The sequence below is a fragment of the Duganella sp. CY15W genome, from assembly GCF_009857555.1.
In the GTDB taxonomy this organism is placed as follows: Bacteria; Pseudomonadota; Gammaproteobacteria; order Burkholderiales; family Burkholderiaceae_D; genus Rugamonas; species Rugamonas sacchari.
Genome location: NZ_WWCQ01000001.1, coordinates 1 through 25,723 on the forward strand (window position 1 = coordinate 1; position 25,723 = coordinate 25,723).

Sequence of the window (25,723 nt, forward strand, 5' to 3'; positions counted from 1 at the left end):
GGCGGGCGCTGGCGTACCGCTGGCGCCGCCGGGCCGGGCCTGGCCGGGAATCGCTTCCCCTTCGGCCGCGCCGTCCGTACCGGCGCCCGTAGCTGGCGTCCCCGGCTGCGCTGGCGTGCCGGGGGAAGCGCCGGTGGCGGGCTTGCCGCTACCCGGCACGTACACGGCGCTGCCTTGCGACGGCAAGGTGGTGGCGTCGCCGCCCTCGGTGGCGCCGCCTTCGGTGTAGAGCAGGGTGGGCGTGCTGCCCGGTGGCGTATTGCCGAGCTGGAAGGTGGGACGCGGCTGGGCGCTGAGCACGGTCAGCGGCACGTTGCTGCCCACTTGCGTATCGCCCGGCAGCATCATGCGTACGGCGTTGTCGGCCACCCGCACCAGATAGCTGCCATCCTTGAGTTTGGACAGCACTTCGGCCGGCACGGTCTGGCCGACCAGGTTTTGCAGCACGCGCTGCAGGGCCACCTGGCGGCCATCGCCGATCGGCAGGCCGGCGCCAGCGCCATCAGCCGGATTGACCGGCGTGATGACTGCGGCGTCCAGGCGCGGCATCATGGCGCGCGCCTGCTTTAGACGCTACCGTAGGCGGTGACGATGCGCCGTTCAGTACCGGTGGCGTTGATCAGTTTGGACAGCTGGGCCATCCATGGCATGGTCAGGTCGCGGATCTGGCGATCGGCGTTCAGCATCTGACGGATGAGTTCAATCTTGCGCTCGCGGTCGGCGCCGCTCATGGTGTGCTGCGGTTCTTGCTCGCGCAGGGCCTGCACGTGGGCGGCGCAGCGCTGTTCCAGCAGGACCAGGGTATCCCAGTCGCTGTGGCTGGCGGCCTGCACCATTTGTTCGGTCAGGTCGGCCATCGCGGCGTACACGGATAAAACATCTTGAATCGTCATCATAAATCAGGCGCTCGCGAGGTTGTTGGTGGGGTTGACGCCGGTGGCGGCAGGGGTGTCGGCGATGGCGTTCCAGGCATCGCGCAACTCGATCAGCAAACGCTGCACTTCTTCAATAATCGTGGCATCGTTGTTGAGGTTGGCCGTGAGCAGGCGGCTGCTCATGTATTCGTACAGCGCATCGAGGCCTTCGGCGATTTCGCCGCCGGCTTTCTTGTCGAGCGCGGCGCGCAGGCCGCTGTCGATAATCATGATGGCCTTGGAGATCGATTTGCCCTTCTCGCCGATATTGCCACTGCGTAGACCGTTCAGTGCCGAACTCAGCGCCACCAGGGCGCCGTCAAACAGCATGACGATGAGCTTGTGGGGGCTGGCGGCAACGACGCCGGTTTCCATGCCGACTTTGGCATAGGCATTGACGCCAGTTTGTCGAGATCCGAACATACTTTATCTCCTAATAATGCGCTTGCGGTCAGGACTTGGCCAGGGCCGCAAATTGCTGCGTCAAGAATGACTGGGTGGTATTCATGCTGGCAATCGTGGTATCGAGTGCCGAGTACTGCTTGCGGTAACGCGCTTCGACATCGACCAGGCGGGCGCTGAACGCGTCGCGCTGCTTGGTGATGTCCTTGACGGAATTGTTCAAGCCGGTGGTGCGGCTGGCGATCGTGCCGCTGGTCCCGAGGAAGCCCGCGGCCAGCGTGTTGAGCTGGTAGGCGTAGCCTTGCGAGAAGCCAAAGCTGCCGCGCGAGCCGATACTGTCGCCGGTAATCGTGAGCTTGAGGCCATCGACCGGGGCGCCGGGCGAGCCGGTCAGTGTCTGGCCGTCGCCGGTGGCGGTGTAGCCGCCGATGGTGCCCGTCACGTCCACGCCATCCACCGAGGCGCCGCCGCCAAACACGGCCGATACCGCAGTGCCGGTGGCGCTGCTGACGTGGACGTTGGACTTGGAGCCATAGCGCGTCGAGGTCAGCGACAGCTTGCCATCATCGCCCACGGTGGCCGTTACGGTGGCGCCGGCGGTGGAGAATGCGCTCACGCCATTGATGGCCGATTGCAGCATGGTGGCCAGCTGGCTCGGGTTGTAGTTGCCGGCCGGCAGGGAAATCGAGGCGGTATTCGACAGCGTGGACGGCTTGGTGTCGTTCAGCGTTACGGTCCAGGTGGTATCGGGGTCGATGGTGGTTTCCGCTGGCAGCACCAGGTCACCCGCGAGTGTGCCCTTGGTGGCCAGCTGGCTGATATCGACGTTGAAGTCGCCGGCCTGGGTTTTGCTGGTGGAGCTGACGAACTTGACATCGGGGTCAGTGCCACGGCCCACCGCCGCGAACAGGCCTGGTATGTCGTTGAACTTGGTGTTGATTGCATTTTGCAGCTTGCTGGTATCGAGCTGCAAGGTACCGTCTTTTTGGAAGGAAATACCAAGTTGCGACAGATTGGTCAGCGAGGTGCCTTGCAGGCCGGTAATCGAACTCGACAGTTGGCGTCGGATCGACGATTGCAGATTGCGCAGCGTGGAATCGCCCAGCAGCGGGCCGCCGGTCTTGGTATCGGCGTTGTAGCCGCCGAGCTGGGTGATCTGGCCATTCAGGTCGTTATACGCCTTGACGAAGCCGTTCACCGCGCTGGTCAGCGAAGTACTGTCGGTGGCCACGGTCAGCGAGGTCGCCCCGGCCTTAAGGGCGCTGATGGTGACACCTGGAATCGCGCCGCTGATGCCGGCGCTAGGGCTGGTCACCGCAATGCCGTTGACGGTGGCCTTGGTGTCGGCTGCCGCGGCTTTTTGCGACAGGCTCTGAGTGCCGCCCGGATCATAGCCCAGCAGGGCCGACAGTGCCGGGTCCGCCGGATTGCCGCCGGTGCCCGACAGCGTGATTTTCATGGTCGAGGTGGCGCCGGTCGCGCTCGAGGTCAGGATCAGGTGATTCGGGGTCGCGTTGGTGCCGGTGCTGCCGTCCGAAACAATGCTGGCGGTGACGCCGAAATTGCCTTTGTTGATCGCGGCCACAATACCCTGCAGGGTATTGTTGGAGCTGTCGATCACGATGTTGCCGCTGGTGCGACTGGAGTCGGCCGCAAAGCTGGCGTCCAGATAGGCGCCGCCGGTGCCGGCCGTGAGTCCGGCGCCGGCCGGATTGGTGCCGCCCACGGTGATCGGGCTGCCGTCGGCCGAAATCAGCGAGATCGAGCCGATGGCGGTGGTGTTGGAGCCGATGTTGGCGGTGCCGCTGTTGCCGATGCCGCCGTTGACGGCGCCCGTGATGGTTTCGGTGATGGCGATGTTGTTGCCGTCGGCATTTTTGAATTGCAGGTCGCCGCCGGCCACCGTACCGGAAACCGTGATGTTGGCGTCCGCCAGCGCGCGCTTGACGGCGGTGTCGCCGGTCAGCGCCGCGTCCAGCGAGGCGGCGCTGACGCCGCTGCCGCCGGCCACGCCGGTTTGCTGGATGGCAATTTCCACACCGCCCACCGACAGGCTGTAGGTGCCGCCGCCGCTGGTGTCCACATTGCCAAAGGTCGAGGCGCCGCCGCTGCCAAACAGGGTGGCGCTAGTGGCGGTGGTCGCGGCCTTGGCCGAGACGCCGGTGGTGGTGCTTTTGGCGTTGATGGCGTCCGCCAGCAGGCGTGCGCTGCGCGTGCTGCCGTCGGTGGCGATGGCCGTGTTGTTGATCGACAGCGAACCCGGGGTCAGGCCGCTGGTGTTGAGACTGGCGCCAAGCTGGGTGCCCGTGATGCCGAACGTGCCGCCGCTGACCGTACCCAGCGCGAAGTTAATTGTGGTCTTGGCGCCCAGGCCGATTGCGGCCGTGGTGCTCTTGTAACCGTTGGAAGCCAGCGTTTGCGCCTGGGCCACCTGGGTGACGTTGATGCGATAGTTGCCTGGCAAGGCGTCGCCGCCTGCAGTGGCGGTCAGGATGGAGGCGTCGCCAGGCGTGGCGGTGCGGGTCTGGAAACTCGACAGCGAGGTCAGGCCGGACAGCGAGGACTGAAAGCTGCCCAGGGCGCCGGACAGATTGCCAAAAGCGGAGACTTGCGCCAGATAGCTCGCCGACTTCTTGTCGAAGTCCGCCAGTGGGGCCGACTCCACTGCCATCAGCTTGCTGACGATGCTGTCGACCGGAATGTTTGAGCCGATACCGGGAGATGAGATGCCCACTTTGTGCTCCTGTGTAAAACAATAATATAAGACAATATCGGCAGAATCAAACCGGACTTGAGAGGGGATAAAACCCGCCAGTTCGCGCAAAGCTGAAAAAAACGGCAGTGCTTAACAAGTTGATATTGCAACGTTGATACTGCGCAGTGATCGGCAGCAAGGTGGCGGCGATGGAGGAGGGGACGCCTGGCGTCAGGATGCCATAGATGAGGAAAAGGCGGCGCGCGGCGGGCGCGCGCCGGCTTCAGGCGGTTTGCTGGATCAGCAGACCGGTATTGCTGGACTTGCTTTCAAGGGCCTTGGCGATTTCCAGCGCTTCGGGCGTGGGAATCTGACGCAGCACTTCCTTGGTGCTCTGGTCGATTACTTTCACCACGGTACGCTTGGTGTCGTTGTCGACCGAGAACTCCAGACCTTGCGACTTGGCCTGGGACGACTTGTTCAGTTGCGACACGGCTTCGTTGACCTGGTCCAGCGTCGGGACGGCCGTGCTGGCCTTGACAGCGTTGGCGGTCTCGACGGCGGTGGCCGGCGCGCGCGCTGCGCCCTGCGCTACTGCAGCGTCAGAGCTGACCGGGCTGCGGTCGGCGGTGCGGGCCGTGGTGGCCGAGCCTATGGTATCGATAGTCATGATGCTTCCTTTACGAAAAATCCCCGACTGATGAAATCAGCCGGGGAACCTGGTCAGAGCGATGTATTCCGAATCAGCTCATCCCCGGATTTTAGCCACGCAGCAGCGACAGTACGCCGTTCGGCAGCGAGTTGGCTTGCGCCAGCATCGCGGTACCAGCTTGTTGCAGAATCTGGCCACGGGTCAGATTGGCCGTTTCCGCCGCGAAGTCGGTATCTTGAATCCGGCTACGCGAAGCCGACAAGTTCTCGGTCGTGGTGTTCAGATTCGAGATGGTCGAAGCAAAACGGTTCTGAATCGCACCCAGTGCAGCACGGTTGCTGTTGATCTGGTTCAGTGCAGCGTCGATGGTCTTCAGCGCAGCGTTCGAACCTGCCACGGTGCTCACGTCCAGCTTGGCCACCGATTGCAGCTGGCTAGCGGTGGTCGCAGCAGCACCGCCGGAGTTGGCGATAATGCTGTTGTCGGTCAGCGTGGAGCTGGCCGAGAAACCACTGTCCGAGGAGAACTCGATGTGGCCACCAATGATGATGTTCGATGCTGCACCGTCATACTGCACGGCGCCGGTCGAATCCACCTTGTCGCCACCGGTACCGCCGCCAGCGAAGGTCTGGTCGGTTGCTGGCACAGCTGGCTTCGAGCCTTGTGCTGGCTGGTCGGCACCGCGAATCTTGGCGCCGTTCAGCTTGTCGTCCGCTGCGGTGTTGGTGTTCTGGATGTTGATGTCATCGCCATTGCCGTTGACCAGGGCGATTTCCTTGCCCGTGCCCGCTGCGTTGGTTTTGATGGTGGCGCTGACGCCCGTGGTGCCCGACTGCGCATTAATGGCTTGTGCCAGTGCCGACAGATCGCCGCCCTTAACCTGGGCCGAGACGGTCACGGCTTTCGATTGCGAATCGTTAGCGATCGAGTTGTTGCCACGCAGCGTGAACTGGTAGGAGCCGTCTTGCAGGTTCGACAGGGTTGCGCTGGTGGTGGCAGTTGCCGTTACACCGCTGGTGCCACTCTGGCCATTGACTGCTGCAGCAATCTTTTTGGCGCTGTCGCCGTCGCTCACCTGTACGCTGGTGCTGACGCCGGAACCCGAGTTGAAGGTCAGCGCCTGGGCTTTGACGTTATTGGCGTTGGTGGCTGCGCCGCCGCCGAAGGAAACCGCTTCGGACAGTGCACCAGTGCCGTAGGCGGAGGTGGCGGTATTGTTGCCGATGTCAGTCGCTTTGGCCGAGCCGACGCCGATGTTGATGGTCTGGCCCGAGTTGGCGCCGACCTGGAACTGCGCCGAGGTCAGCGAGCCGTCCAGCACGTTCTGGCCGTTGAACTGGGTGGTGTTGGCCACGCGGTCCAGCTCTTGCGACAGCGCGCCTACCTCATTCTGGATCGATTTGCGGTCGGAATCGGAGTTGGTGCCGTTGGCCGATTGCACGGCCAGTTCGCGGATACGCTGCAGCAGGTCGCCGGCGGTGCTCAAGCCACCCTCGGCCGTTTGCGCCAGCGAGATACCGTCGTTGGCGTTACGCGCAGCCGTCGTATTGCCGCGAATCTGCGACGTAAAACGCTCCGAAATCGCCAGGCCAGCAGCGTCGTCCTTGGCGCTGTTGATGCGCAGGCCCGAGGACAGGCGTTGCAGCGAAGTCTGCAGGCTGGATTGCGAGGAGGTCAGGTTACGTTGCGAGTTCAGCGATGCAATATTACTGTTGATGACTTGTGCCATGATGTTTCTCCAAACTGGTACTTCATTGTGGGCGGGTTGCCTCAGTTCCCCTTGGTCTGTCCCTGTGCTGCCAAGACAATCAAACCGCAGTTATTCTCGGTAACGGGTTCCCATGTGGAAAGTTTAGGGAGAAAAAGCCGGAAAATTTTTCGCTGCAGGGCTAAAGTTCGCTCTGCATGAGCGTCTAAACGACGCCAAAAAAAGAAACTTTAGGGCGAAAAAATATTTATTTCGCGCAAAAAAAATGCCCGGCGCGGGGCCGGGCACGGGGGGATGGGTGGGGAAACGGCTTAGTCGGCCACCACCACGCGGTTTTTGCCGGTCTGCTTGGCCGTGTACATGGCCTTGTCGGCACGTTTGACCAGCTCGGTCTGCTCTTCGTTGGGGCGGCGCAGGGCCACGCCGGCCGAGAAGGTGATCAGCACCTTCTCGTTATCGTGCATGAAGAAGTGCTTGGTCAGCTCGCGCTGCAAACGGGTCATGGTGCTGGCAGCCGCTTCCACCGTGGTTTCCGGCATCAGGATCAGGAATTCCTCGCCGCCGAAGCGGGCGATCACGTCCATCGAGCGCAGCGTGTCCTTGACGATCTTGACCAGGTGCTTGAGCGCGGCGTCGCCGGCAATGTGGCCGTAGGTGTCGTTGAGCTTTTTGAAATCGTCCAGGTCCAGCACGGCAATGCACAGCGGCGTGCCGCGGCGGTCGGCGCGCGCGGTTTCGCGTTCGAACACATCGTCCAGGCCGCGGCGGTTGAGACTGCCCGTAAGCTGGTCTTCGCGCACCAGCTCGCTCAGATGCTGCAGCTTGGCTTCCAGCGTGTGGATGCGCGCCTCGGCGTCCTGCACTTCCTGTTTGGCCAGCATCATCTTGTCGCGCGCCTTGAGCGCTTCGCTCTGGACGATGCGGGTTTCCTTGAGCACTTCGTCGAGGATGCTGTTGAGCTCGGCGATATTGTCGGCGCGGCTGATCTTTTCCGAATAGCCGCCAATTTTCTCGTGGAAGTCGCCTGTGGAGGCCGCCACCTGGCCCAGACGGTCGATAAAGGTCATCATCATGTTCTTGACGGTGAGCTTGACGTCCGCCAGGCTGTGCTTGAGCTGGCCCTGCTTGTAGATGACTTCCTTGAGGCTGCGCGTGGCTTCTTCCAGCGCGCGCACGTCGAGCGGGCCGGCGATGAGGTTTTGCACGGCGTCGATCTGGCCGCGCAGCCAGCTGTCATCGTCCAGCAGCTCGCTGACGTTTTCCAGCAGCAGCTTGAACAGGCGCAGCAGCAGTTCCTGCTGTTCGCCGCTGTCGCCGCCGCGCAGTTCGATCTGGTAGCACAGCTGTTTGAGGCGCACCGCAATTTCCGCCAGCGCTTCCTCGCTGTGGGCCAGTTTGGTGGCGGCGCCCAGCGATTCGGCTTCCGCCGCCAGGACTGGCGCGCCGGCCAGCAGCGAGGCCACGGCAAAGGTCAGGGTGCGGCTCAGCAGGTCGCGCAGGCTGCGCGCCTGCTCGCTCTCTTCGCCGGCCAGTCCGGCCACTTCAATGCCTTTCTTGGCCGCGATAAAGTGCTTTTCCACTAGTTGCGACAAAGCACGCGCATAACTGTCCCAGTCGCGCGACTTGACGGCGCGGTTAAAGCGGCGGCCAAACTCGGCCAGATCGCCGGTATTTTCCGTGAGCTTGGTGGCAAACTGGCTCAACACCGATTCCGGACCGGGGTCGGCACTGCCCAGCGGGGCGGCAGGCGTGGCGGAGGCGGGGGCTGTGGCGGCGGGCTCGGGCGGCAGGCCGGCAATTTCGTTATAGATGTCGCGGTAAGCTTCCGGCGTCGGCGCAATGCGGCGCACTGCCAGGCGACGAAACGCCTCGCGCGCGATGTCGGCCGGATTCTGCTCGGGAGTAGGTGGTTTGCTGGACATAGTGACGCGCGGACCTCTTAATGGATTACCAATTACGGCAATGATAAGCGCGCTGTCCGCCCGGCAATGCTTTGATCAGGGACGGGAAGGTGGCTTTCATCCAAGTATTGCTATCTTACCCTCGCTTATTCAATGAGTTGGTTTTTAATCGCGTAGTGGGTCAGCTCGGCGCTGTTTTTCAGCTTCATTTTAACCAAAAGACGGGCCCGGTACTCGCTGACCGTCTTGACCGACAGCGACAGCTCCTTGGCAATCATGCCCACGGTTTTGCCGGAGGCGATCATGGTCAGGGTCTGGTATTCGCGGTCGGACAGGGTTTCGTGCAGCGGCGCCTCATGGTCATCGTTGACGTGGTTGGCCAGCTCCTGCGCCAGCGCCGCGCTGATGTACTTGAGGCCGCTGGCGACCTGGCGGATGGCGTTGACCAGCTCCTTGGGCGCGCTCTGCTTGGTCAGGTAGCCGGCCGCCCCCGCCTTGAGCGAACGGATGGCGTACTGGTCCTCGCGGTGCATGGACAGCATCAGCACCGCCAGTTCCGGCTTTTCCTTCTTGATCTGTTTGAGGACCTCGATGCCGCTGCGGTCCGGCAGCGAAATATCGAGCAGCATCACCTGGCATTCGGACTTGCGGAACAGCTTGATGGCGTCCAGCCCGTTCTCGGCCTCGCCGGCAACCACAATGTCGCGCGTCTCGGCCAGGATTTGCTTCAAGCCTTCCCGCACGATGGCGTGGTCGTCGGCAATGAAGACCTTGATGGTGGCTTTTTCTGTCATGAATCGTTATACCCTGTTGTGTCCCGCTTGCATGCGGCAAGACACATTATTTCGTAGTGGAAATGTTTTCTTCCGCTATTGTAGCGCCAGCGGCCGCTGCAATGAGGTTGTCGCGCACGGTATCGCGTTTAATTTTGATCGACACCACGGTGCCGCCGCCGTTCGCGTGGCTGAGCGTCAACGTGCCGCCCAGCGCGCGCGCGCGTTCCGACATGCCGCGCAGGCCGAACGAGTCAGCCTTGGTGCGGTCGGCCTGGCGGATGCCGCGGCCGTTGTCAGCGATTTTCAGGCTCACATGGTGGCGCAGCCGAGCCAGCTTGACCGTCACCTTGCTGGCGTGCGCGTGTTTGGCGATATTGGTCAGCGCCTCCTGGGCGATGCGGAACAGCGCGGTGGCCTGGTCGTTGTCCAGCCCGATGTCGCGCTGGTTGGCGCTGAAGCTGGTGTGGATGCCGGTCTGCTTGTCGAACTCCTTGACCTGCCATTCCAGCGCCGCCACCAGGCCCAGGTCCAGCAGGGCCGGACGCAGGTCGAGCGAGATGCGGTGCACCGCGTCAATCGTGCGGTCGACCAGGGCATCGACGTAGTCGGTTTTTTCGCGCAGCACGGGATCGGCGCCGTCCAGCCGCGCGGCCAGCATGGCGACGGCCATCTTGATGGCGGTCAGGTTGCCGCCCAGCTCGTCATGGATTTCACGCGCGATGCGGGTGCGCTCCTGTTCCTTGACGCGGTCGGTATGCGCGGTCAGCTCGGCTAGGCGCGCGCGCGAGTGGCGTACTTCGAGCTGCTCTATCTTGCTTTCGGTGATGTTGGTCATGATGCCGTCCCAGCGCACCGCGCCGGCCGGCAGCGCGTGCGGCGTGCAGCGCAGGTTGATCCACTTGACGTCCTTCCAGGCATCGACCCAGATCCGGCCTTCCCAGTTCCAGCTCCACAACGCGGTGGCGGAGGCGTGCATGGCATCCAGATAGGACGCGCGGTCGTCTTCCAGGATCAGCGCCAGAAAGCGCCCGGGATGGGCGTGCAGCTCGGCCGCCGTCAGGCCCAGCAGCGCCTGGCAGCCATCGCTGAGGTAGGGAAAGCTGACCTGGCCATCGCCATGCAGGATGAACTGGTACACCAGACCCGGCGTATTGGAGACGATGGCGGCAAAACGCGCGCGGACTTGTTCCAGTTCGGCCACCAGGGACTGGCTGTCGTTGTGATGTGGGGAAGCTGCGCTCATGTGGCCATTTTATCTTGTGTGCCGGAAGCGCTTCAACAGCCGGCGGAAGCGCGCGACCCAGCTGCGCGGTCGGGGCACCGCGTGCTGGCGCCAGTGGCGCAATGCCTTGCGCAGCGCATCGACCTTGCGCCACGCGCGGGTGGCGCGCAAACGCGCGATCCAACGTTCTTTCAAGGCCAGGAACCAGGCCAGCAGCGCGGCAAACCAGACGATGGTCAGCAGCACCGGCCGTGTCAGCAGATACAGCCGGGCGACGGCCGCCGCGCCGCCCAGCTTGGCCAGCACGATCACGGTCAGCCCCAGCACGGGGTGGCCGTGCGCCATCGCCCACAGCGCCAGCAGCTTGACGGGAAACAGCAGCGTGGCGGGCAGCACGAACAGCACCAGCGCCGCTTTCGGACCCAGACGGCAGATCCAGGCCTCAAGCCGGTGCAGCGGCGGCCATTGCGCCAGCCGGTTCATGATGCTGGCGCCGATATTCCACAACCAGTCTTCCAGTAACAGCAGCAGCGCGGCCAGATAAACCAGCGGCGCCAGCAGCCAGCGTTGGAGGCGATAGAGTAATCTCATGCTTGTTCCTTTGACAGCATGATACGTGAAAGCCGTTACAATAGCCTGTATGAATAAAGCATTTGTCAAAGAATCGGACGGCGATGACGACGACGAAGCCGCAGCACTGGCTTTGGCAATCCCGGCCGGCTCCAAGAATTACATCCGCCCGGAAGGCTATCAACGCATCAAGGATGAGCTGCTGCAGCTGATCGATGTCGACCGTCCCGAGGTGGTAAGGATCGTGCACTGGGCCGCCTCCAATGGCGACCGTTCGGAAAATGGCGACTACATCTACGGCAAGCGCCGCCTGCGCGAGATCGACCGCCGCATCCGCTTCCTGACCAAGCGCATGGATTCAGCCGCCATCGTAGATCCCAGCGCGCACTATGGCAGCGACCAGGTGTTCTTTGGCGCCACCGTCACGTACAGCAATCAGCATGGCGAAGAACGCACCATCACCATTGTTGGCATTGATGAGCTGGATCCGCTGAACGGCAAGATCAGCTGGGTGGCGCCCGTCGCGCGGGCGCTGACCAAGGCGCGCGAAGGCGACACCATCACCTTCCAGGCGCCGCATGGCGTGGAAGAGCTGGATATTCTCGAGGTCCGTTATCCTGCGCCGGTGGCGGAGTAAATCAGGATTTTGTCCGACATCAGTCTGAATTTAAATCAGCCGAAGCACCACCCTAGTAGGGGTAGCTACAGCCCAATTCAAGATATAAGGAAGTAAACTATTTTTGTTAATGTTTCTGCGTGATATATTGCGTGTGATTTCTTTTTGGAAATTTTTTAAAAGGAGTATGCATGCAATTTTTCATATCATCGCGTCAAGTGTTAACGCTGCTGGGTGTAGCAATTGCCACCGGAGCGGCAGCGACTCCGGCCCCTATCGTCTCGTTTTTGCAGCCGTTAGGCGCCGGTGCCGGGTTGATATCCGCGCCATCTGTCAGTCCAGACGGGCGCTATATCGCCTACCGCCAAGATAATCCGGCAGGGACCGCAAACGATATTTATCTCTATGATCGTGTCACGGGCACCGCAAGCCAGGCAAACCTGACGTCTGGCGGCGCACCCGTAGGTGCAAAGTGCGATTTGCCTGTTGCTAGCAATGATGGCTTGTACGTTGTCTTTGCCTGCAATTCAGCGCAAATGGGCCTGCCGAATACGCAACTGCCAGGTGCAGGGCAAGCGTATTTTGTTTATGACCGTCTGAAAAATAAAACCGAAGTAGTGGCACAAGGCAGTCAGAGTGCATACGTCGGGTTAAGCAATCCCATTGCGCTCAGCGCCAACGGCCGGTATGCCGCTTACCGTACCTGGACAAATGGTGCGAACAATGTCGCGATTTATTCCTTAGTTATTCGTGATTTAGTTAATAAAACCAGTACGGTGACGCCAGCCACTTCCACCTATGTTTATTTGCAGCAGGCACCGACCAGTATTAGCAATGATGGCAGGTATGTCGTCTACGCTGGCAAATCCAATGGCGGCAGCACGCAGGAGGATGTGCTGGTGTTCGACCGCGTTGCCGGCGCCAGTTCGCTGATCAACGTCACGCCGGCGGGGGCGCGCGCTAATGGTAGTAGCCAAGGAGATGTGGCGATCAGCGAGGATGGCAATTTCATCGCGTTCTATTCCAACGGCACCAATCTAGTTGCCTCCCAAACGGGCACGCCGCGTCGTGTCTTCCTGCGGGAACGCAGTACAGGCAAGACCGAGCTGATCAGCCCGATGAACTTGGTGGGCACACCCGCAGGCGTGGCCTTGAGCGGCGACGGCCGCTACGTGTCTTATGCCTCCAATAGTGTGTTGTATGTTTATGACCGGCTGACTAAAAAAACCCGCAATGTGAGTAGCGCCGGTGCAGCAGCAGTCAGCACGCGCATCAGCCGCGATGGTCGCTACGTGGTCTATCAGACCAGCCAAGCTCCTGGTATGACGCGGGCGATTGCACTGGTTGATTTCGGCGCACGTCCAGGATTGTCTCTATCTTCTTACAATCTGTCGCTGACTGAAGGCGGTGCAGCGGGTACATATTCCGCCGTGCTGAATCAGGTCCCTGATTACGACGTAACAGTGGCACTATCCACCAACGCGCAGCTCAGTTTGGCACGAAGCCAGTTGACCTTTACGCCAGACAATTGGAGTGTGCCGCAAATCGTTAGCGTGCAAGCGCTGAACGATGGCATTGTGGAAGGCCAACATAGCGCTATCGTTAGCAATACCGTGAGCAGCAACGACATAGAGTACGGCGTCCTTAAGTCTCAGCAGGTCACGGTCGCGATCAGCGACGCGATCATCCCGACTATCGTCCTGCCTGCGGGCACCTGGACCAGTCCGGAGCTACCGCTGGTTGGCACTGCAGCCCCTAACGCGACCGTCATGCTGACTGCAGTGAATCGTACAACCGGGTGGCTGACCTCGGTCACTACTGTGGCGGATGCTCAGGGCAACTGGAGCTATACGCTGACTGGTCTGACGGTCGGTGTAGTAGACCTGGACGCGCAGGCGGATGGCTTGAAGAGTGCCGTGCAGACCGTGACCATCGCGCTGGACATCGCACAATAAAAAGAAGCCAAGCCGGACAGGCCGGCTTGGCTGCGCTGGCCGAAACGTCACTGACAGCCAGCGTTGCCGTCGCCCATCGCCATGAATCCCATTCTCAAATAATCAATAGTAACTATTTGCTACTAGTTGCAATATAATAATATTGGCGAAAGGAAAATTTCGCTCAATTGATTATTCCGGCCGACTGCTGCCGTCGGCCCAATTTTGAAGGGTAACTTCATGAGTTCAGCAAGCAAAGCAGCCGCAGGGCTGTTGTTCACTTTCAGTGCCGCGATGGCGCAGGTGCATGCCGCACCTGATATCGTCATTCAAAGCATTCCGTTTGATCTGGTCGCGCAAGAGCCGTATGCCAATATCAGCGCGGATGGCCGCTATGTTTCGTTCAAACTTCAGCAGCGCCGCGATCCCGCTTTCTATCCTGTGAACGAGTATATTCAGGACATGCGTACCGGGCAGCGCGTACAGGCCAATCTGACGTTAACTGGCGACCCTGCGCCAACCAATGCTGCGTGTAACTACCCATCCATGAATGCGACGGGCCGCTACCTGGTGTTCACTTGTGTGGCCTCGTACATGGGCGGCAAAACCGCTGGCGGCAGCGCGAATTTCGTCTACGACAAAGAAACCAATACGACGCAGATGATTCCTGATACCGGCGATGACCGGCCAGGCAACAATGGCACGGGGATTAGCGCCGATGGCCGCTTCGTGGCATTCCGTACCACGACCGCTCAGAATGTCGCCAAAATCTATGTGCGGGATATGGTGAACAAAATCACCAGCAGTACTAATGCCCAAGGTGTGCAGCTCAGCACTAGCCGCGTGTCTATCAGCGGCGATGGCCGTTACATCGGCTATGCCGGCCGTAACATTGGAGGCACCTTCTTTAATATTTCGGTGTATGACCGCGTGACGGGAACGACCGAACCAATAGACGTCAGGATGGATGGTAGCCGCTCTACGATTAATACGAGTGATGTTTCGATGAGCGACGATGGGATGATATTTGTATTTGTATCTACAGACAAGGCGTTGTCACCCACTCCTCCAATGAATAACAATGCCGGCGCCTATGTACGCGATCGGAAGACCGGTAAAACGGAGATGGTCAGCTATATCAACGGGACGGTTCAGTATGCGGCCGTTAGTGGTAATGGCCGCTATGTCGGCTATGTGCAGGCAGGTATCATGTATGTCTACGACCGCTTCACCAAGCTCACCCGTAAGATTGTTCAGACTTCGATGCAAGTCTTTGGGCCGCCAAGCTTTTCTGCAGATGGCCGCTACGTCGTGTTTACTGTCACGGACGTACGAGGCATGCAGTCGATCACGATTGCCGACCTGGGGATTGCGCCAGGCGTGACCTTGTCGACCAACCAGCTGACCCTGACAGAGGGCGGTAACGCTGGCACTTACAGCGTGTCGCTGAACCAGGCACCGAATGCAGACGTTAAAATTAAAGCGACTACCAATGCTCAGCTCAGCTTGGTGCGTAGCGAATTGACGTTTACGCCGGCTAACTGGAGTTCGCCGCAAATTTTCAGTGTGCAGGCAGTGGCAGATGGCATTACTGAAGGCAAGCACAGCGCAACCATTGCTCACACGGTTGCTTCTGCGGACCCCGGTTACGCTGTGGTACAACCGGCGGATGTGACTGTGGCGATTTCGGACGGCATTATTCCGACCATCGTTATTCCATCGACGAACTGGGGACGTGCCGACATGCCCTTGAACGGCACCGCGGCACCTGGCTCGACCGTGCTACTGACCGCCGCCAACCGCAGCACCGGCTGGCTGTCCTCGGTGAGCACCGTAGCCGATGCGCAGGGCAAATGGAGCTACACACTGACCGGCTACACCGACGGCGTGATTGACCTGGATGCACAGGCTGATGGCATCAAGAGCGTGGTGCATACAATCAATGTGAACCTGGCGCCGACCTACATCGATGTGAGTGGCTATATTCGTACTACCGGTTATGGCCTGGCCTACAACCGTGCCACCGGCAAGTATGTGGGCAATATCGTGCTGGCGAACACCGGCAGCATTTCATTGGCAGGTCCACTGCACCTGCAGTTCAACAACCTGACCGCAGGCATCATCTTGTCCAATGCTACCGGCAGCCATAACGGTTCGCCTTACATTACGGTGCAAGGTGCGCTGGAGCCGGACGGCACGGTAACCATTCCGCTGGTTTTTGACAATCCGGGCAAAACCCCCATCAACTACGACAACAAGATTTATAGCGGCATCTTCTGATCGCTTGTCCCTTAATGTTACGAGGAATCTCTATCATGTTAAATCTTCAAATGCGCCGTGCCTTGCTCGCACTGGTATTGGGCGCCAGTGCAGCGCTGGCGAGCGCCGATACCTTGCACGTGGAAATCGATACTAGCAGCTTTGGTAATGTAAACAGTGGCGGGTGGATCGATCTGTCTTTCCTGCCATTCAATGCCAAGGCGGCTGTCGCCAGTGCGAGCCTGTCTGGTTTCTCCGGCTTCAGCACGCTGGCGCCCGCGCAGATTTCGGGGGATGTACAGGGCTCGCTTGCCAGTGGCTATACACTGAGCAATACGGGCCTTGGCGCTGATCTGTTCCATGCCGTGAATTTTGGCGGCAAGGTCGGCTTCAATGTGGACTTCAGCGGTGCAACGGACCCTGCGGTCAACCGTGCTCTGTCAGCGCTGTCGGTATCGATCTATGGTGCTGACCAGCTTACCTTGCTGGGTAATGGTGATCCAGCAAGCGGTAGCCTGCTGCAATTCTACTGGACACCGTCGAAAACCAGTGCGAAGCCGGGCTCGGTGAGCTATCAGGTGTTTGACAGTGTTGCAGGTGTTGGTCCGGTGCCTCCAGTGTTGGCACTGCATTCAGTATCGGCGGTACCTGAACCCTCCAGCTGGGCAATGATGGGTGTCGGGATAGCTTTGCTGGGGCTGGCACGCCGCCGTAAAGCGGCAGCAGCGTTCGCAGTGTAAGAGGAAAACGAAGCCGGCGTCTGCCGGCTTCGTTTTAGCTGCGCTCGCGCAGGATGCGGTTGACGCCTGCCACGCGGCGCACGTTGCGCAGCAGGCCGGCCAGGTGCACGCGGTCCTTGACCTGCACCGTGAAGCGCAGCTGGTGCAGCACGTGTTCCTTGTCCTCGTCCATGCCGACGTAGGTGATGTTGGCGTCCGATTCGCCGATCTCCGCCGCTACGCGCGCAAGGATGCCTTTCTCGTTGTTGATCAGCAGCTTGATGCGGCTGTCGAAACGGCGGTTCAGCTCCGTGCCCCACTTGACGGCAATCCAGCGGTCCGGCTCCTTGGCTTTTTGGCGCTTGGCCAGGGTGCAGTCGGCGGTATGCACCAGCAGGCCCTGGTCGCGGCGCAGCTGGCCGATGATGGAGTCGCCCGGTATCGGCAGGCAGCACGGCGCCAGCTGCACCGATACGCCTTCGCTGCCGCAGATGGTGACCGGGTCCAGCTCCGATGCGCTGTTGTGGTCCACCGGCGCGCTGACCGATTCGCCACCGCGCAGGCCAAAGATATGGCGTGCCACCAGCGCCGCCATGCGCTTGCCGACGCCGATGTCGGCATACAGCTCGTCCAGCGACTTGGCGCTCGACTCCTTGAGCAGGCGCTCGATCAGATGGTCTTCCAGCTCCGGGCTGATGCCCAGCGAGGTCAGTGCCTGCGACAGCAGCTGCGCGCCCAGCGCGATCGACTCGGGCAAGTTGATCGTCCGCAGATGGTGGCGGATCGCCGACCGCGCCTTGCCGGTGCGGACGAACGACAGCCAGCTCGGGCTGGGGCGCGATTCCGTGTCTGTCACGATCTCGACGATGTCGCCATTGCGCAGCTCGGTGCGCAGCGACGCCGGCTCGTTGTTGATGGTGACCGACACCGTGTGATCGCCAATGCCGGTGTGGATCGCATATGCAAAGTCAATCGGCGTGGCGCCACGCGGCAGGGCGATGATTTTCGATTTGGGCGTGAACACGTATACCGAATCCGGGAACAGGTCGACCTTGACGTGTTCGAGGAATTCGGCCGAGTCGCCGGTCTGCTGCTGGATGTCGAGCAGCGATTGCAGCCAGGCGTGGGTACGCTGCTGCAGGTCCGACATATTGGCGTCGCCGTTCTTGTACAGCCAGTGCGCCGCCACGCCCGATTCGGCGGTGCGGTGCATTTCCTGGGTGCGGATCTGGAACTCCACCGGCGTGCCGTACGGGCCAATCAGCGTGGTGTGCAGCGACTGATAGCCATTGAGCTTGCGGATCGCGATGTAGTCCTTGAACTTGCCCGGCATCGGCTTGTACAGCGAGTGCAGGGTGCCCAGCGCCACATAGCAGTTGGGGAAGCTGTCGACCACCACGCGGAAGCCATACACGTCCAGCACCTGCGAGAACGACAGGTGCTTGCTGCGCATCTTCTTGTAGATGCCGAACAGGGTCTTTTCGCGGCCGTAGACTTCGGCCTCGATATTGGCCATGGTCAGCGTGTTCTTGACCGACTCCAAAATCTTCTTGACCACTTCGCGGCGGTTGCCGCGCGCCGCCTTGACCGCCTTGGCCAGCGTGCGGTAGCGCAGCGGGAACAGGTGCGAGAACGACAGGTCCTGCAGTTCGCGATAGATGTTGTTCAGGCCGAGGCGGTGCGCAATCGGCACATACACTTCCATGGTCTCCTTGGAGATGCGCGCCTTTTTGGCGGGCGCCATCACGTCCATGGTCCGCATATTGTGCAGGCGGTCGGCCAGCTTGATCAGGATGACGCGCACGTCCGAGGCCATGGCCAGCAGCATCTTGCGGAAGTTTTCCGCCTGCGCTTCGATCTGGCTCTGGAACTCGATTTTCTCCAGCTTGGACAAGCCGTCCACCAGGTTGGCCACGGGCGCGCCAAAGCGCTCGATGAGCTCTTCCTTTTTGACGTCCTGGTCTTCCATCACATCGTGCAGCAGCGCGGCCATGATGGCTTGCGCATCGAGCTTCCAGTCGGCGCAGATTTCCGCGACCGCGATCGGGTGTGAGATGTAAGGCTCGCCGGATTTACGCAATTGGCCGAGGTGCATTTCGTCCGAGAAGCGATACGCTTCCTTGACCTTTTTCAGGTCGGCGGCGTTCATGTACTCAGCCAGTTTTTCAGTCAGATGGGACACCGACGCAACACCGGCCGTCAGGGCAGGGGGCGTGGCCAGGGGCGACGAGGAGATCACAGAAGGTGCAGGGGGAGAGGCTGGTGGTGCGAGTGCGTTGGCGGTGCTATCCCCTGCATCATGACCAGACATGGCCGCGGCCGACGCTTTGGTCGGCCGTTTCGCCCGGGCGGGCTTGGCACTTAATGTCGGATCTGCAGGGATCAGATTCATACGGTTGCGTTCCGTCACGATGGGAATGTCCAATACTACTGCTAAACCGCATCATTCACATTGTTCGGGAACGCGGTCCCAACTTACATTGGGACTTTCTTCAACATTTCCAGACCGACTTTGCCGGCGGCGATTTCACGCAGGGCGACCACGGTCGGCTTGTCCTTGGCTTCCACTTTCGGGGTGTGGCCTTGCAGCAGCTGGCGTGCGCGGTAGGTCGCTGCCAGGGTCAGCTGGAAACGGTTAGGGACGTTTTTCAGACAATCTTCAATCGTAATGCGGGCCATCTATAACTCCTAAAAATCTTGTGTATTTATTTATTCAGCGTGGATGCCCAGCTGGGCAAAGAGCGAGGTGTTGCGTGCCGCTTGTTGCGCAAACCGGCAACGGGCTGCTCGGACGATCGCCGTCAGTTCCGACAGCGCTACGTCGAATTCTTCGTTGATAATAGCATACTCGAACTCGGGGGCGTGGGCGATTTCGCCGCCCGCCGCCAGCAGGCGTTTGGTGATCACGTGCGGCTCGTCGGTGGCGCGTTTGTACAGGCGTTCTTCCAGCGCCGCGATCGATGGCGGCAGGATGAAAATGCCGGCCGCCTGCGGGAACAGTTTCTTGACCTGGCGCGCGCCTTGCCAGTCGATTTCCAGCAGCACGTCGGTGCCGGTTTTCATCTGTTCTTCCACCATCAGGCGCGAGGTGCCGTAGTAATTGCCGTGCACTTCGGCCCACTCCAGGAATTCACCGTTCTTGGTGCGCGCGATGAAGTCGTCGGCGGTGGTGAAGTAGTATTCCTTGCCGTGGGTTTCGCCCGGACGCGGCGCGCGGGTGGTGGTGGAAATCGACAGCTTGATGGTCGGTTCCTTGGCCAGCAGCGCGTTGACCAGCGTGGACTTGCCGGCGCCGGACGGTGCGGCGACGACAAACAGGCTGCCCGAGAATGCGTTGGTTGAGCTCATGTTGATCTTTCAAAAACGTCAGCAGGCGACTTTTCCGTCGCCCAAAGATGTATTTTACCAAGAGCAACGGCGAGAGTTCAATTTACAGGAGGGAGAGGAAATGCTGCGCTGCGGCGGGCGCGCGTTCCTTGGCGCCGTTGATGAAGTAAACGTAGACCTGGCCGGACTTCGTCTGCGCCTGCCAGTGCGTGGCCTGGGTGGCCCATTTCTTCAATGCCGGCTTGGTGTAGCCGGTGGCGATGCCGCTTTGTGCGTCCATCAGGCGGGCGTAGGCAAACTCGCCGGTCAGCTCGGTAAAGTTGGGGAATTTGGGCGAGTCGGTGAGCACGGTCGCGATCTTATATTTGCGCGCCAGCTTGAGATAGTCCTCGTTGAGGAAGCTGTCGTGGCGCGCGTCCAGCACGTGCTGCAGCTTGCGTTTGCCTAGCTTGGCGGGCAGCAGCTTGAAGAAGGCTTCGAGGTCGTCGGGGTCGAACTGCTTGGTGTTGGCCAGCTGCCACAGGATGGGGCCGAGTTTGTCGCCGAGTTCCGTGAGGCCGCTGTCCATGAATCGCTGGATCGATTCGCCCGCTTCGGCCAGCACCTTGCGGTTGGTGGCGTAGCGCGTGGCCTTGACGGAGAAGACGAAATCGTCGGGCGTTTTTCCGGCCCAGCTGGCGAAATGTTCGGGCTTGGCGGTGCGGTAGAAGGTGCCGTTGATTTCAATGCTGGTGACTTGCGTGCTGGCGTATTCGAGCTGCTTCTTGACCGGCACATCTTTCGGATAGAAGGTCTCGCGCCACGGAGCGAAGTCCCAACCGCCGATGCCAGCCCTGATCTGCGCCATCTTCCGTCTCCTGATAGTATCGAGGTTTAAGTCTACACCGGGATATACCATGAAAGACCTGATCGTCGTCGCCACCATTACCGCCAAGGACGGCAACGCAGTACTGGTGCGCGAGGCGCTGGAGAAGATTGTGCCCCTGAGCCGCGAGGAAGCGGGCTGCATCCGCTACGACCTGCATGTGGACCTGGGCAACCACGCCAGCTTCGTCATGCTCGAAGCCTGGCGCGACGCCGCCGCGCTGGCCGAACATGAAGCCGCGCCGCACTTCCAGGAGCTGGTCAAGACCATCGGCGGCAAAGCTGATGTGCAGATCCTCAAGCTGAACCAGGTGTTGTAACTAGTCTGGCGAGAAGGCCTTGGCGGCGGCCAGGGTGTCCAGGGCTTCGCGCAGCAGCTGGATTTTGCCGTCTTTGGCGACCAGCCGGCCGGCGTAGGTTTGTTTGTAGAGCTTGCCGGTGGAGGGCACGTCAACCTCGACGCTGTATTCGCCAAAAGCCTGGTCGCCGGTTTCAATGAATAGCTGCACGTCCTTGAAGCGGAAGTCCGGCACTTTCTTCAGCAGGCCGCCGATAAACGCTTCGATGGCGGCCGGGCCGACCGCGCGGACGTTGGCGCCCAGTGTCGGCAGTTCCAGCACGCCGTCGTCGGCAAACAGCGCCGCTGCAGCGGCTGGGTCCTGGATGTTGTCCAGATAGGCGTGGAGTAATTGGCTGGCGTTTTTCATGATGTTTCGCTTTCAGTGGAAGTTGGTATGGCTCCACTGTAGCGCTACATCATTGTTGGATAAATCCGTTAAAGCCGAATGCTTTGTGCATATGGGTGAATAATCCGGGCGTTAAAAAAGGAGCCGGAGCTCCTTGGGTTTATTCCAGGTTCTGCACCTGTTCGCGCATCTGCTCGATCAGCAGCTTGAGCTCCATCGAGGCGTCGGCCAGTTCTTTGACCGAGGCTTTCGCGCCCAGCGTGTTGGCTTCGCGGTTCAGTTCCTGCATCATGAAGTCTAGGCGTTTGCCGACCTGGCCGCCTTTTTTCAGGATGTGACGGGTTTCGGTCAGGTGCGCCGACAGGCGGCCCAGCTCTTCGGCGACGTCGATACGGATGCCGTACAAGATCACTTCCTGGCGAATGCGCTCCAGTGCATCCTGGCGCGACAGCGCCGAATTCGACCCCTGGCAAGCCAGACCCAAGGCATCCTGCATGCGCTCCACCGCCTTTTGCTGGAACGCCGCCACCACTTGCGGAATCAGCGGCGTAATGCGCTTGACGATGGCTTCCATCGCCTCGATGCGCGAAATCAGCATGGCTTCCAGCGCCGCGCCTTCACGCTGGCGGCTCTGCACAAACGCCTCAATCGTGCGGCCGGCGAGGATGGCGACGTCCGCCTGCAGCGACTCCTGGCCGATCTGCGCCTCTTCAATCACACCTGGCCAGCGCAGCAGCTCAGCAACTGACATCGTTTGCACGCCCGGGAACAAGCCGCCGACTTCACCCTGCAAGCGTTGTAATTCGGTCAAAAGCGGCAGATTCAGCGCCTGCGTGCCCGTTGTCGCGGCCTTGCGGCCGAAGCTCAGGCGCAGTTCGACCTTGCCACGGGTGATGGCGCCCATGATCGCTGAGCGTAAATCGGGTTCAAGCGCACGCAAATCGTCGTTTATTCGGAACTGTAAGTCCAAAAACCGCGAGTTCACACTCTTGATTTCAATAGTCAGTGTTCCCGCCGCACTTTCACTGGTGGCGACCGCGTAGCCCGTCATGCTGGAAATGCTCAATGGATATCCCCGATTTAATCTTTACAAAACAGTGATTTATCCACACAATCCGGTTGTTGAGGCGAGGAACCTTATGGCTGCACAAAACAACGCCCCCTTACCAGATGGTCTGGAAATTGCTGGATATCGCATTGTAAAGAAAATTGCGTCCGGTGGGTTCAGTATTGTTTACCTTGCGTACGATACTGACGGTGTCGCTGTCGCAATCAAGGAGTATTTGCCTAGTTCTTTGGCACTTCGGCAGGAGGGCGACCTGGTTCCAGCCGTCTCCAAGGCCAATCTTGCCGTGTTCCGCATCGGCTTGAAGTGCTTTTTTGAGGAGGGCAGGGCGCTGGCCCGCATCTCCCACCCCAATGTGGTCAGCGTGCTCAATTTCTTCCGCGCGCACGAAACGGTTTATATGGTTATGGCCTATGAATCTGGCCATTCGCTGCAGGAGCACATCCAGCGGCAGCGCGGCAAGGGCGTTAAAGTAGGCGAACTTTTTATCCGCACCATTTTTACCCAGGTGGTCAAAGGCCTGCGCGAAGTCCACGCCAACAAGCTGCTGCACCTGGACCTGAAACCCGCCAATATTTATCTGCGCACCGACGGCACGCCCATGCTGCTGGACTTTGGTGCGGCGCGTCAAACCGTCAACACCGATATGCCGACGCTGACGCCGATGTACACGCCCGGCTTTGCGCCGCCCGAGCTGTACGCCAAGACCGGCATGGGACCGTGGACCGATATCTACAGCATCGGCGCGTCGATCTTTGCCTGCATGGTCGGTTCGCCGCCACAGCCGGCCGACCAGCGCAAGACCGAAGACAAAATGGCCAGCCACTTCGACAAGCTGGAAGGCCAGTATTCGCCGGCACTGGTCAAGCTGGTGCGCTGGTGTCTGGAGGTCGAACCGCTGGATCGTCCTCAAAGCCTGTTCGCGGTGCAGAAGGCGCTGCAGGAGAAGGAGCCCGCAGCCGCACCGGCGCCGCCACCGGCCACCATGCTCGACCGGTTGCGCGGTCTGCTGGGGCGCCTGGGCGGCAGCAGCACAGCGCGGGCCAAGGCCGGTCCGGATACCTTGATCTGATTCCGATTCGATAAGGACGTCGCCATGCAATTCTCCGTGTACCAGGAAAGTCACATCGGCGGCCGCAAGGTGAATCAGGACCGCATGGGCTACAGCTTCACGCGCGACGCGCTGCTGCTGGTGCTGGCCGACGGCATGGGCGGGCATTTGCGCGGCGAGGTGGCCGCCACGGTGGCGCTGCAAACCATCTCCACGCTGTTCCAGCAACAGGCGCAGCCCTATGTGAAAAAGCCGCAGCGCTTTCTGGAAGAGGCGTTTCAGGCCGCGCACCGCGACATCCACCAGTACCGCCACACGCACCAGATGCCGGAGACGCCGCGTACTACCATCGTCGCCTGCCTGGTCCAGCACAACACTGCGACCTGGGCGCATTGCGGCGATTCGCGCCTGTACTGGATGCGCAGTGGCCAGATCCTTGCCCGCACGCGCGATCACTCGCATGTGGAAAACCTGATCGCCAAAGGCCTGGCGCTGCCGTCCGAACGCGCCACGCACCCGGACCGCAACAAGCTGTGGAACTGTCTCGGCGCCGACACGCCGCCGCGCATCGAGGTAGGCGGTGGCGCCGGCCTGCTGCCGGGCGATCTGGTGCTGTTGTGTTCCGACGGTTTGTGGTCTATGCTGCCGGACGATGAGCTGGTGGCCCGCATGCACGCGCACACCGTGGTGCGCGCCGTGCCGGATGTGCTGCAAGCCGCGCTGCGCGCTGCGGGCGATGCCAGCGACAATGTCACCGCGCTGGCCATCATGTGGCAGGGCAGTTCGGTGGTGGATGGCATGGACGACCCGGTGACGGCGACGGTGATTTCCACCGAGGCGCTGCCGGAAGGCCTTCACAGCACCACCATCCGCGACACGCCCGCGCCCGAAGCAGCATCGGCCGAAGCCGACGCCTTCGATGACGACGAAATAGAAAAAGCCATCGCGGAGATTCGCGGTGCGATCGAAAAATCTTCCCAAATCCTCAAATAAGGAAAACTGTATGACCGTTGTAACCCGCCCTAGCGGCCGCGCCGTCGATGCGCTGCGCACCCTGCGCATGACCCGTGACTACACCAAGCACGCCGAAGGTTCGGTGCTGATCGAATGCGGCGACACCAAGGTGATTTGCACCGCCAGCATCGAAGAGAAAGTACCAGGCTTCCTGAAAGGGAAAGGCCAGGGCTGGCTGACCGCCGAATACGGCATGCTGCCACGCTCGACCCACAGCCGCATGGACCGCGAAGCCGCCAAGGGCAAACAGTCCGGCCGCACGCAAGAAATCCAGCGCCTGATCGGCCGCTCGCTGCGTGCGGCGTTCGACCTGGAAGCGTTTGGCGAACGTACGCTGCACCTGGACTGCGACGTGATCCAGGCCGATGGCGGCACCCGTACCGCATCGATCACCGGCGCCATGGTGGCGGCGTATGACGCGTTCTCCAAGCTGGCCGCGCGCGGCGCCATTCCTGCGATCCCGCTCAAGCATTTTGTCGCTGCGATTTCGGTCGGTGTGTATCAAGGCACGCCAGTGCTGGATCTGGACTACATCGAAGACTCGGGCTGCGATACCGACATGAACGTGGTGATGACCGATGCCGGCCACTTCATCGAGGTGCAGGGCACGGCGGAAGGTGCAGCCTTCGACCGTGAAGGCATGAACCGTCTGCTGGACCTGGCGCAGTCCGGTATTGCGGATCTCGTCAAACTGCAGAAGCAGACCCTAGGCCTGTAAGGCTTTCCAGCAGCCGCCAGCCTTCGGTCCAATCGCCCAAGCCGCTGGCGGCGTTGATGTGGCCTCGCTTGCCGATACGGTGCAAGCGGCTGCCCCAGGCTTGTGCGCAGCGCTGTGCGTAGTCAGCCTTGGCGTACGGATCGTCGTCGCTGGCGACGATCAGCGAGGGGAAGGGCAGGCGCTGTGTTGGTAGCGGCGCGAATCCCCGGGCGGCGCCAGGGAAGACCGGGCCATCAGGATCAGGCACCGCAACCAGCAGCGCACCGGCAATCCCGTTTGTGTCCGTAGCCGCGCCGCCGGTGACGCGACTGTGCGCCCAATGCGCGACGGCCAGGCATCCCAGGCTATGCGCGACAATCTGCGTTTGCGGGCCGCTGGCCTGCACCGCACGCTCAATCGCCGCGACCCAGTCGTCGCAGTCCGGCGCATCCCAGCTTGCCGGCGCGATGCGGGTAATGTCCGCGTATTTTTCCTGCCAGCGCGTTTGCCAATGCTCCGCTCCCGAATTGCCGATTCCCGGCACGATCAATACAGACATGCACACTCCTTGGTGGTTGACCGCATCCAGTATGCCCCATTAATCGGCCTCCATTCCATGGCGAAGCCGATGAATCGTGCGCGTGGCGGTG

General features: G+C 60.9%; 24 protein-coding genes and 1 pseudogene. 8 read left to right on the forward strand and 17 right to left on the reverse strand.

Annotated elements, in window-relative coordinates:
* The 10 genes and pseudogenes from GTP58_RS00005 to GTP58_RS00050 form a co-directional block, all read right to left on the reverse strand.
* Positions 1 to 552: pseudogene (locus GTP58_RS00005) on the reverse strand (flagellar hook-length control protein FliK); the annotation flags it as partial.
* A gap of 14 nt (positions 553 to 566) precedes the next feature.
* Positions 567 to 896, reverse strand: a complete 330-nt coding sequence (locus GTP58_RS00010; RefSeq protein WP_072781372.1) for a flagellar protein FliT — start codon at positions 894 to 896, stop codon at positions 567 to 569.
* A 3-nt stretch (positions 897 to 899) separates the two neighbouring features.
* Positions 900 to 1,337, reverse strand: a complete 438-nt coding sequence (gene fliS / locus GTP58_RS00015; protein ID WP_072781370.1) for a flagellar export chaperone FliS — start codon at positions 1,335 to 1,337, stop codon at positions 900 to 902.
* A gap of 28 nt (positions 1,338 to 1,365) precedes the next feature.
* Positions 1,366 to 4,050 carry a flagellar filament capping protein FliD gene (fliD, locus tag GTP58_RS00020; RefSeq protein ID WP_161075777.1) on the reverse strand — a complete coding sequence of 895 codons (2,685 nt, stop codon included), beginning with the start codon at positions 4,048 to 4,050 and terminating at the stop codon, positions 1,366 to 1,368.
* Positions 4,051 to 4,294: 244 nt separating this feature from the next.
* Positions 4,295 to 4,681 (reverse strand): flagellar protein FlaG, encoded by a 387-nt coding sequence (locus GTP58_RS00025; RefSeq protein WP_072781366.1) that lies wholly within the window; start codon positions 4,679 to 4,681, stop codon positions 4,295 to 4,297.
* A gap of 91 nt (positions 4,682 to 4,772) precedes the next feature.
* Complete coding sequence (locus GTP58_RS00030) at positions 4,773 to 6,392, reverse strand: flagellin (RefSeq protein ID WP_161075778.1); 1,620 nt, start codon at positions 6,390 to 6,392, stop codon at positions 4,773 to 4,775.
* Positions 6,393 to 6,682: 290 nt separating this feature from the next.
* Entirely contained in the window at positions 6,683 to 8,293 is a 1,611-nt protein-coding gene (locus tag GTP58_RS00035; protein WP_072781363.1) for a GGDEF domain-containing protein, read from the reverse strand.
* A 125-nt stretch (positions 8,294 to 8,418) separates the two neighbouring features.
* Entirely contained in the window at positions 8,419 to 9,066 is a 648-nt protein-coding gene (locus tag GTP58_RS00040; protein WP_072781361.1) for a response regulator transcription factor, read from the reverse strand.
* A gap of 46 nt (positions 9,067 to 9,112) precedes the next feature.
* On the reverse strand, positions 9,113 to 10,291 hold the full coding sequence (locus GTP58_RS00045) for a sensor histidine kinase (RefSeq protein WP_161075779.1): 1,179 nt from the start codon (positions 10,289 to 10,291) through the stop codon (positions 9,113 to 9,115).
* A 9-nt stretch (positions 10,292 to 10,300) separates the two neighbouring features.
* Entirely contained in the window at positions 10,301 to 10,861 is a 561-nt protein-coding gene (locus tag GTP58_RS00050; protein ID WP_161075780.1) for a hypothetical protein, read from the reverse strand.
* A 49-nt stretch (positions 10,862 to 10,910) separates the two neighbouring features.
* On the opposite strand from GTP58_RS00050, the gene greB reads away from it, so the two are divergent.
* The 4 genes from greB to GTP58_RS00070 all read left to right on the forward strand — a co-directional run bounded on the left by greB (position 10,911) and on the right by GTP58_RS00070 (position 16,389).
* The gene (greB, locus tag GTP58_RS00055) at positions 10,911 to 11,477 is read left to right on the forward strand and encodes a transcription elongation factor GreB (protein ID WP_161075781.1); all 567 of its coding nucleotides are present in this window, start codon (positions 10,911 to 10,913) and stop codon (positions 11,475 to 11,477) included.
* Positions 11,478 to 11,647: 170 nt separating this feature from the next.
* Positions 11,648 to 13,411 carry a PD40 domain-containing protein gene (locus GTP58_RS00060; protein WP_161075782.1) on the forward strand — a complete coding sequence of 588 codons (1,764 nt, stop codon included), beginning with the start codon at positions 11,648 to 11,650 and terminating at the stop codon, positions 13,409 to 13,411.
* Between the two features lie 219 nt (positions 13,412 to 13,630).
* Positions 13,631 to 15,670, forward strand: coding sequence for a hypothetical protein (locus GTP58_RS00065; RefSeq protein ID WP_161075783.1), 2,040 nt, complete (start codon positions 13,631 to 13,633; stop codon positions 15,668 to 15,670).
* A gap of 35 nt (positions 15,671 to 15,705) precedes the next feature.
* Positions 15,706 to 16,389, forward strand: coding sequence for an NF038129 family PEP-CTERM protein (locus tag GTP58_RS00070; protein WP_202413441.1), 684 nt, complete (start codon positions 15,706 to 15,708; stop codon positions 16,387 to 16,389).
* Between the two features lie 34 nt (positions 16,390 to 16,423).
* On the opposite strand, the gene GTP58_RS00075 is transcribed toward GTP58_RS00070, so the two are convergent.
* From GTP58_RS00075 to GTP58_RS00090, 4 genes are all read right to left on the reverse strand, one after another.
* The gene (locus GTP58_RS00075; protein WP_072781573.1) at positions 16,424 to 18,760 is read right to left on the reverse strand and encodes a bifunctional (p)ppGpp synthetase/guanosine-3',5'-bis(diphosphate) 3'-pyrophosphohydrolase; all 2,337 of its coding nucleotides are present in this window, start codon (positions 18,758 to 18,760) and stop codon (positions 16,424 to 16,426) included.
* Between the two features lie 83 nt (positions 18,761 to 18,843).
* The gene (rpoZ, locus tag GTP58_RS00080; protein ID WP_005665923.1) at positions 18,844 to 19,047 is read right to left on the reverse strand and encodes a DNA-directed RNA polymerase subunit omega; all 204 of its coding nucleotides are present in this window, start codon (positions 19,045 to 19,047) and stop codon (positions 18,844 to 18,846) included.
* Between the two features lie 30 nt (positions 19,048 to 19,077).
* Positions 19,078 to 19,716 (reverse strand): guanylate kinase, encoded by a 639-nt coding sequence (gene gmk / locus GTP58_RS00085; RefSeq protein ID WP_072781354.1) that lies wholly within the window; start codon positions 19,714 to 19,716, stop codon positions 19,078 to 19,080.
* Between the two features lie 82 nt (positions 19,717 to 19,798).
* Positions 19,799 to 20,542, reverse strand: a complete 744-nt coding sequence (locus tag GTP58_RS00090) for a DUF72 domain-containing protein (protein ID WP_161075784.1) — start codon at positions 20,540 to 20,542, stop codon at positions 19,799 to 19,801.
* 49 nt (positions 20,543 to 20,591) lie between these two features.
* On the opposite strand from GTP58_RS00090, the gene GTP58_RS00095 reads away from it, so the two are divergent.
* A complete protein-coding gene (locus tag GTP58_RS00095; protein WP_161075785.1) occupies positions 20,592 to 20,879 on the forward strand; it encodes a putative quinol monooxygenase in 288 nt (95 codons plus the stop codon).
* Here GTP58_RS00095 and GTP58_RS00100 read toward each other — a convergent pair whose 3' ends face one another.
* Entirely contained in the window at positions 20,880 to 21,266 is a 387-nt protein-coding gene (locus tag GTP58_RS00100; RefSeq protein WP_161075786.1) for a nuclear transport factor 2 family protein, read from the reverse strand. It abuts the gene before it with no gap.
* Positions 21,267 to 21,405: 139 nt separating this feature from the next.
* Positions 21,406 to 22,296, reverse strand: a complete 891-nt coding sequence (locus tag GTP58_RS00105) for a YicC/YloC family endoribonuclease (protein ID WP_072781348.1) — start codon at positions 22,294 to 22,296, stop codon at positions 21,406 to 21,408.
* 88 nt (positions 22,297 to 22,384) lie between these two features.
* Between GTP58_RS00105 and GTP58_RS00110 the strand changes: the two genes are divergently transcribed.
* Genes GTP58_RS00110 through rph form a run of 3 tightly spaced genes read left to right on the forward strand, consistent with a single transcriptional unit; the run spans position 22,385 to position 25,094 of the window.
* Positions 22,385 to 23,383, forward strand: a complete 999-nt coding sequence (locus tag GTP58_RS00110; RefSeq protein WP_161075787.1) for a serine/threonine-protein kinase — start codon at positions 22,385 to 22,387, stop codon at positions 23,381 to 23,383.
* Between the two features lie 24 nt (positions 23,384 to 23,407).
* Positions 23,408 to 24,355: a PP2C family serine/threonine-protein phosphatase gene (locus GTP58_RS00115; RefSeq protein ID WP_161075788.1), complete on the forward strand. Its 948-nt coding sequence runs from the start codon at positions 23,408 to 23,410 to the stop codon at positions 24,353 to 24,355.
* A 10-nt stretch (positions 24,356 to 24,365) separates the two neighbouring features.
* Positions 24,366 to 25,094, forward strand: a complete 729-nt coding sequence (rph, locus tag GTP58_RS00120) for a ribonuclease PH (RefSeq protein ID WP_161075789.1) — start codon at positions 24,366 to 24,368, stop codon at positions 25,092 to 25,094.
* Here the strand turns inward: rph and GTP58_RS00125 are convergent.
* Entirely contained in the window at positions 25,063 to 25,632 is a 570-nt protein-coding gene (locus tag GTP58_RS00125) for an alpha/beta hydrolase (RefSeq protein ID WP_161075790.1), read from the reverse strand. The genes rph and GTP58_RS00125 overlap by 32 nt on opposite strands.
* Positions 25,633 to 25,723: the final 91 nt, after the last annotated feature.

Excerpts from the sequence above, each read along its gene's own strand:
- GTP58_RS00010 (WP_072781372.1), bottom strand. The coding sequence starts at position 896 with ATGATGACGATTCAAGATGTTTTATCCGTGTACGCCGCGATGGCCGAC.
- fliS (WP_072781370.1), bottom strand. The coding sequence starts at position 1,337 with ATGTTCGGATCTCGACAAACTGGCGTCAATGCCTATGCCAAAGTCGGC.
- GTP58_RS00025 (WP_072781366.1), bottom strand. The coding sequence starts at position 4,681 with ATGACTATCGATACCATAGGCTCGGCCACCACGGCCCGCACCGCCGAC.
- GTP58_RS00030 (WP_161075778.1), bottom strand. The coding sequence starts at position 6,392 with ATGGCACAAGTCATCAACAGTAATATTGCATCGCTGAACTCGCAACGT.
- GTP58_RS00035 (WP_072781363.1), bottom strand. The coding sequence starts at position 8,293 with ATGTCCAGCAAACCACCTACTCCCGAGCAGAATCCGGCCGACATCGCG.
- GTP58_RS00040 (WP_072781361.1), bottom strand. The coding sequence starts at position 9,066 with ATGACAGAAAAAGCCACCATCAAGGTCTTCATTGCCGACGACCACGCC.
- GTP58_RS00045 (WP_161075779.1), bottom strand. The coding sequence starts at position 10,291 with ATGAGCGCAGCTTCCCCACATCACAACGACAGCCAGTCCCTGGTGGCC.
- GTP58_RS00050 (WP_161075780.1), bottom strand. The coding sequence starts at position 10,861 with ATGAGATTACTCTATCGCCTCCAACGCTGGCTGCTGGCGCCGCTGGTT.
- greB (WP_161075781.1), top strand. The coding sequence starts at position 10,911 with ATGAATAAAGCATTTGTCAAAGAATCGGACGGCGATGACGACGACGAA.
- GTP58_RS00060 (WP_161075782.1), top strand. The coding sequence starts at position 11,648 with ATGCAATTTTTCATATCATCGCGTCAAGTGTTAACGCTGCTGGGTGTA.
- GTP58_RS00065 (WP_161075783.1), top strand. The coding sequence starts at position 13,631 with ATGAGTTCAGCAAGCAAAGCAGCCGCAGGGCTGTTGTTCACTTTCAGT.
- GTP58_RS00070 (WP_202413441.1), top strand. The coding sequence starts at position 15,706 with ATGTTAAATCTTCAAATGCGCCGTGCCTTGCTCGCACTGGTATTGGGC.
- GTP58_RS00075 (WP_072781573.1), bottom strand. The coding sequence starts at position 18,760 with ATGAATCTGATCCCTGCAGATCCGACATTAAGTGCCAAGCCCGCCCGG.
- rpoZ (WP_005665923.1), bottom strand. The coding sequence starts at position 19,047 with ATGGCCCGCATTACGATTGAAGATTGTCTGAAAAACGTCCCTAACCGT.
- gmk (WP_072781354.1), bottom strand. The coding sequence starts at position 19,716 with ATGAGCTCAACCAACGCATTCTCGGGCAGCCTGTTTGTCGTCGCCGCA.
- GTP58_RS00090 (WP_161075784.1), bottom strand. The coding sequence starts at position 20,542 with ATGGCGCAGATCAGGGCTGGCATCGGCGGTTGGGACTTCGCTCCGTGG.
- GTP58_RS00095 (WP_161075785.1), top strand. The coding sequence starts at position 20,592 with ATGAAAGACCTGATCGTCGTCGCCACCATTACCGCCAAGGACGGCAAC.
- GTP58_RS00100 (WP_161075786.1), bottom strand. The coding sequence starts at position 21,266 with ATGAAAAACGCCAGCCAATTACTCCACGCCTATCTGGACAACATCCAG.
- GTP58_RS00105 (WP_072781348.1), bottom strand. The coding sequence starts at position 22,296 with ATGACGGGCTACGCGGTCGCCACCAGTGAAAGTGCGGCGGGAACACTG.
- GTP58_RS00110 (WP_161075787.1), top strand. The coding sequence starts at position 22,385 with ATGGCTGCACAAAACAACGCCCCCTTACCAGATGGTCTGGAAATTGCT.
- GTP58_RS00115 (WP_161075788.1), top strand. The coding sequence starts at position 23,408 with ATGCAATTCTCCGTGTACCAGGAAAGTCACATCGGCGGCCGCAAGGTG.
- rph (WP_161075789.1), top strand. The coding sequence starts at position 24,366 with ATGACCGTTGTAACCCGCCCTAGCGGCCGCGCCGTCGATGCGCTGCGC.
- GTP58_RS00125 (WP_161075790.1), bottom strand. The coding sequence starts at position 25,632 with ATGTCTGTATTGATCGTGCCGGGAATCGGCAATTCGGGAGCGGAGCAT.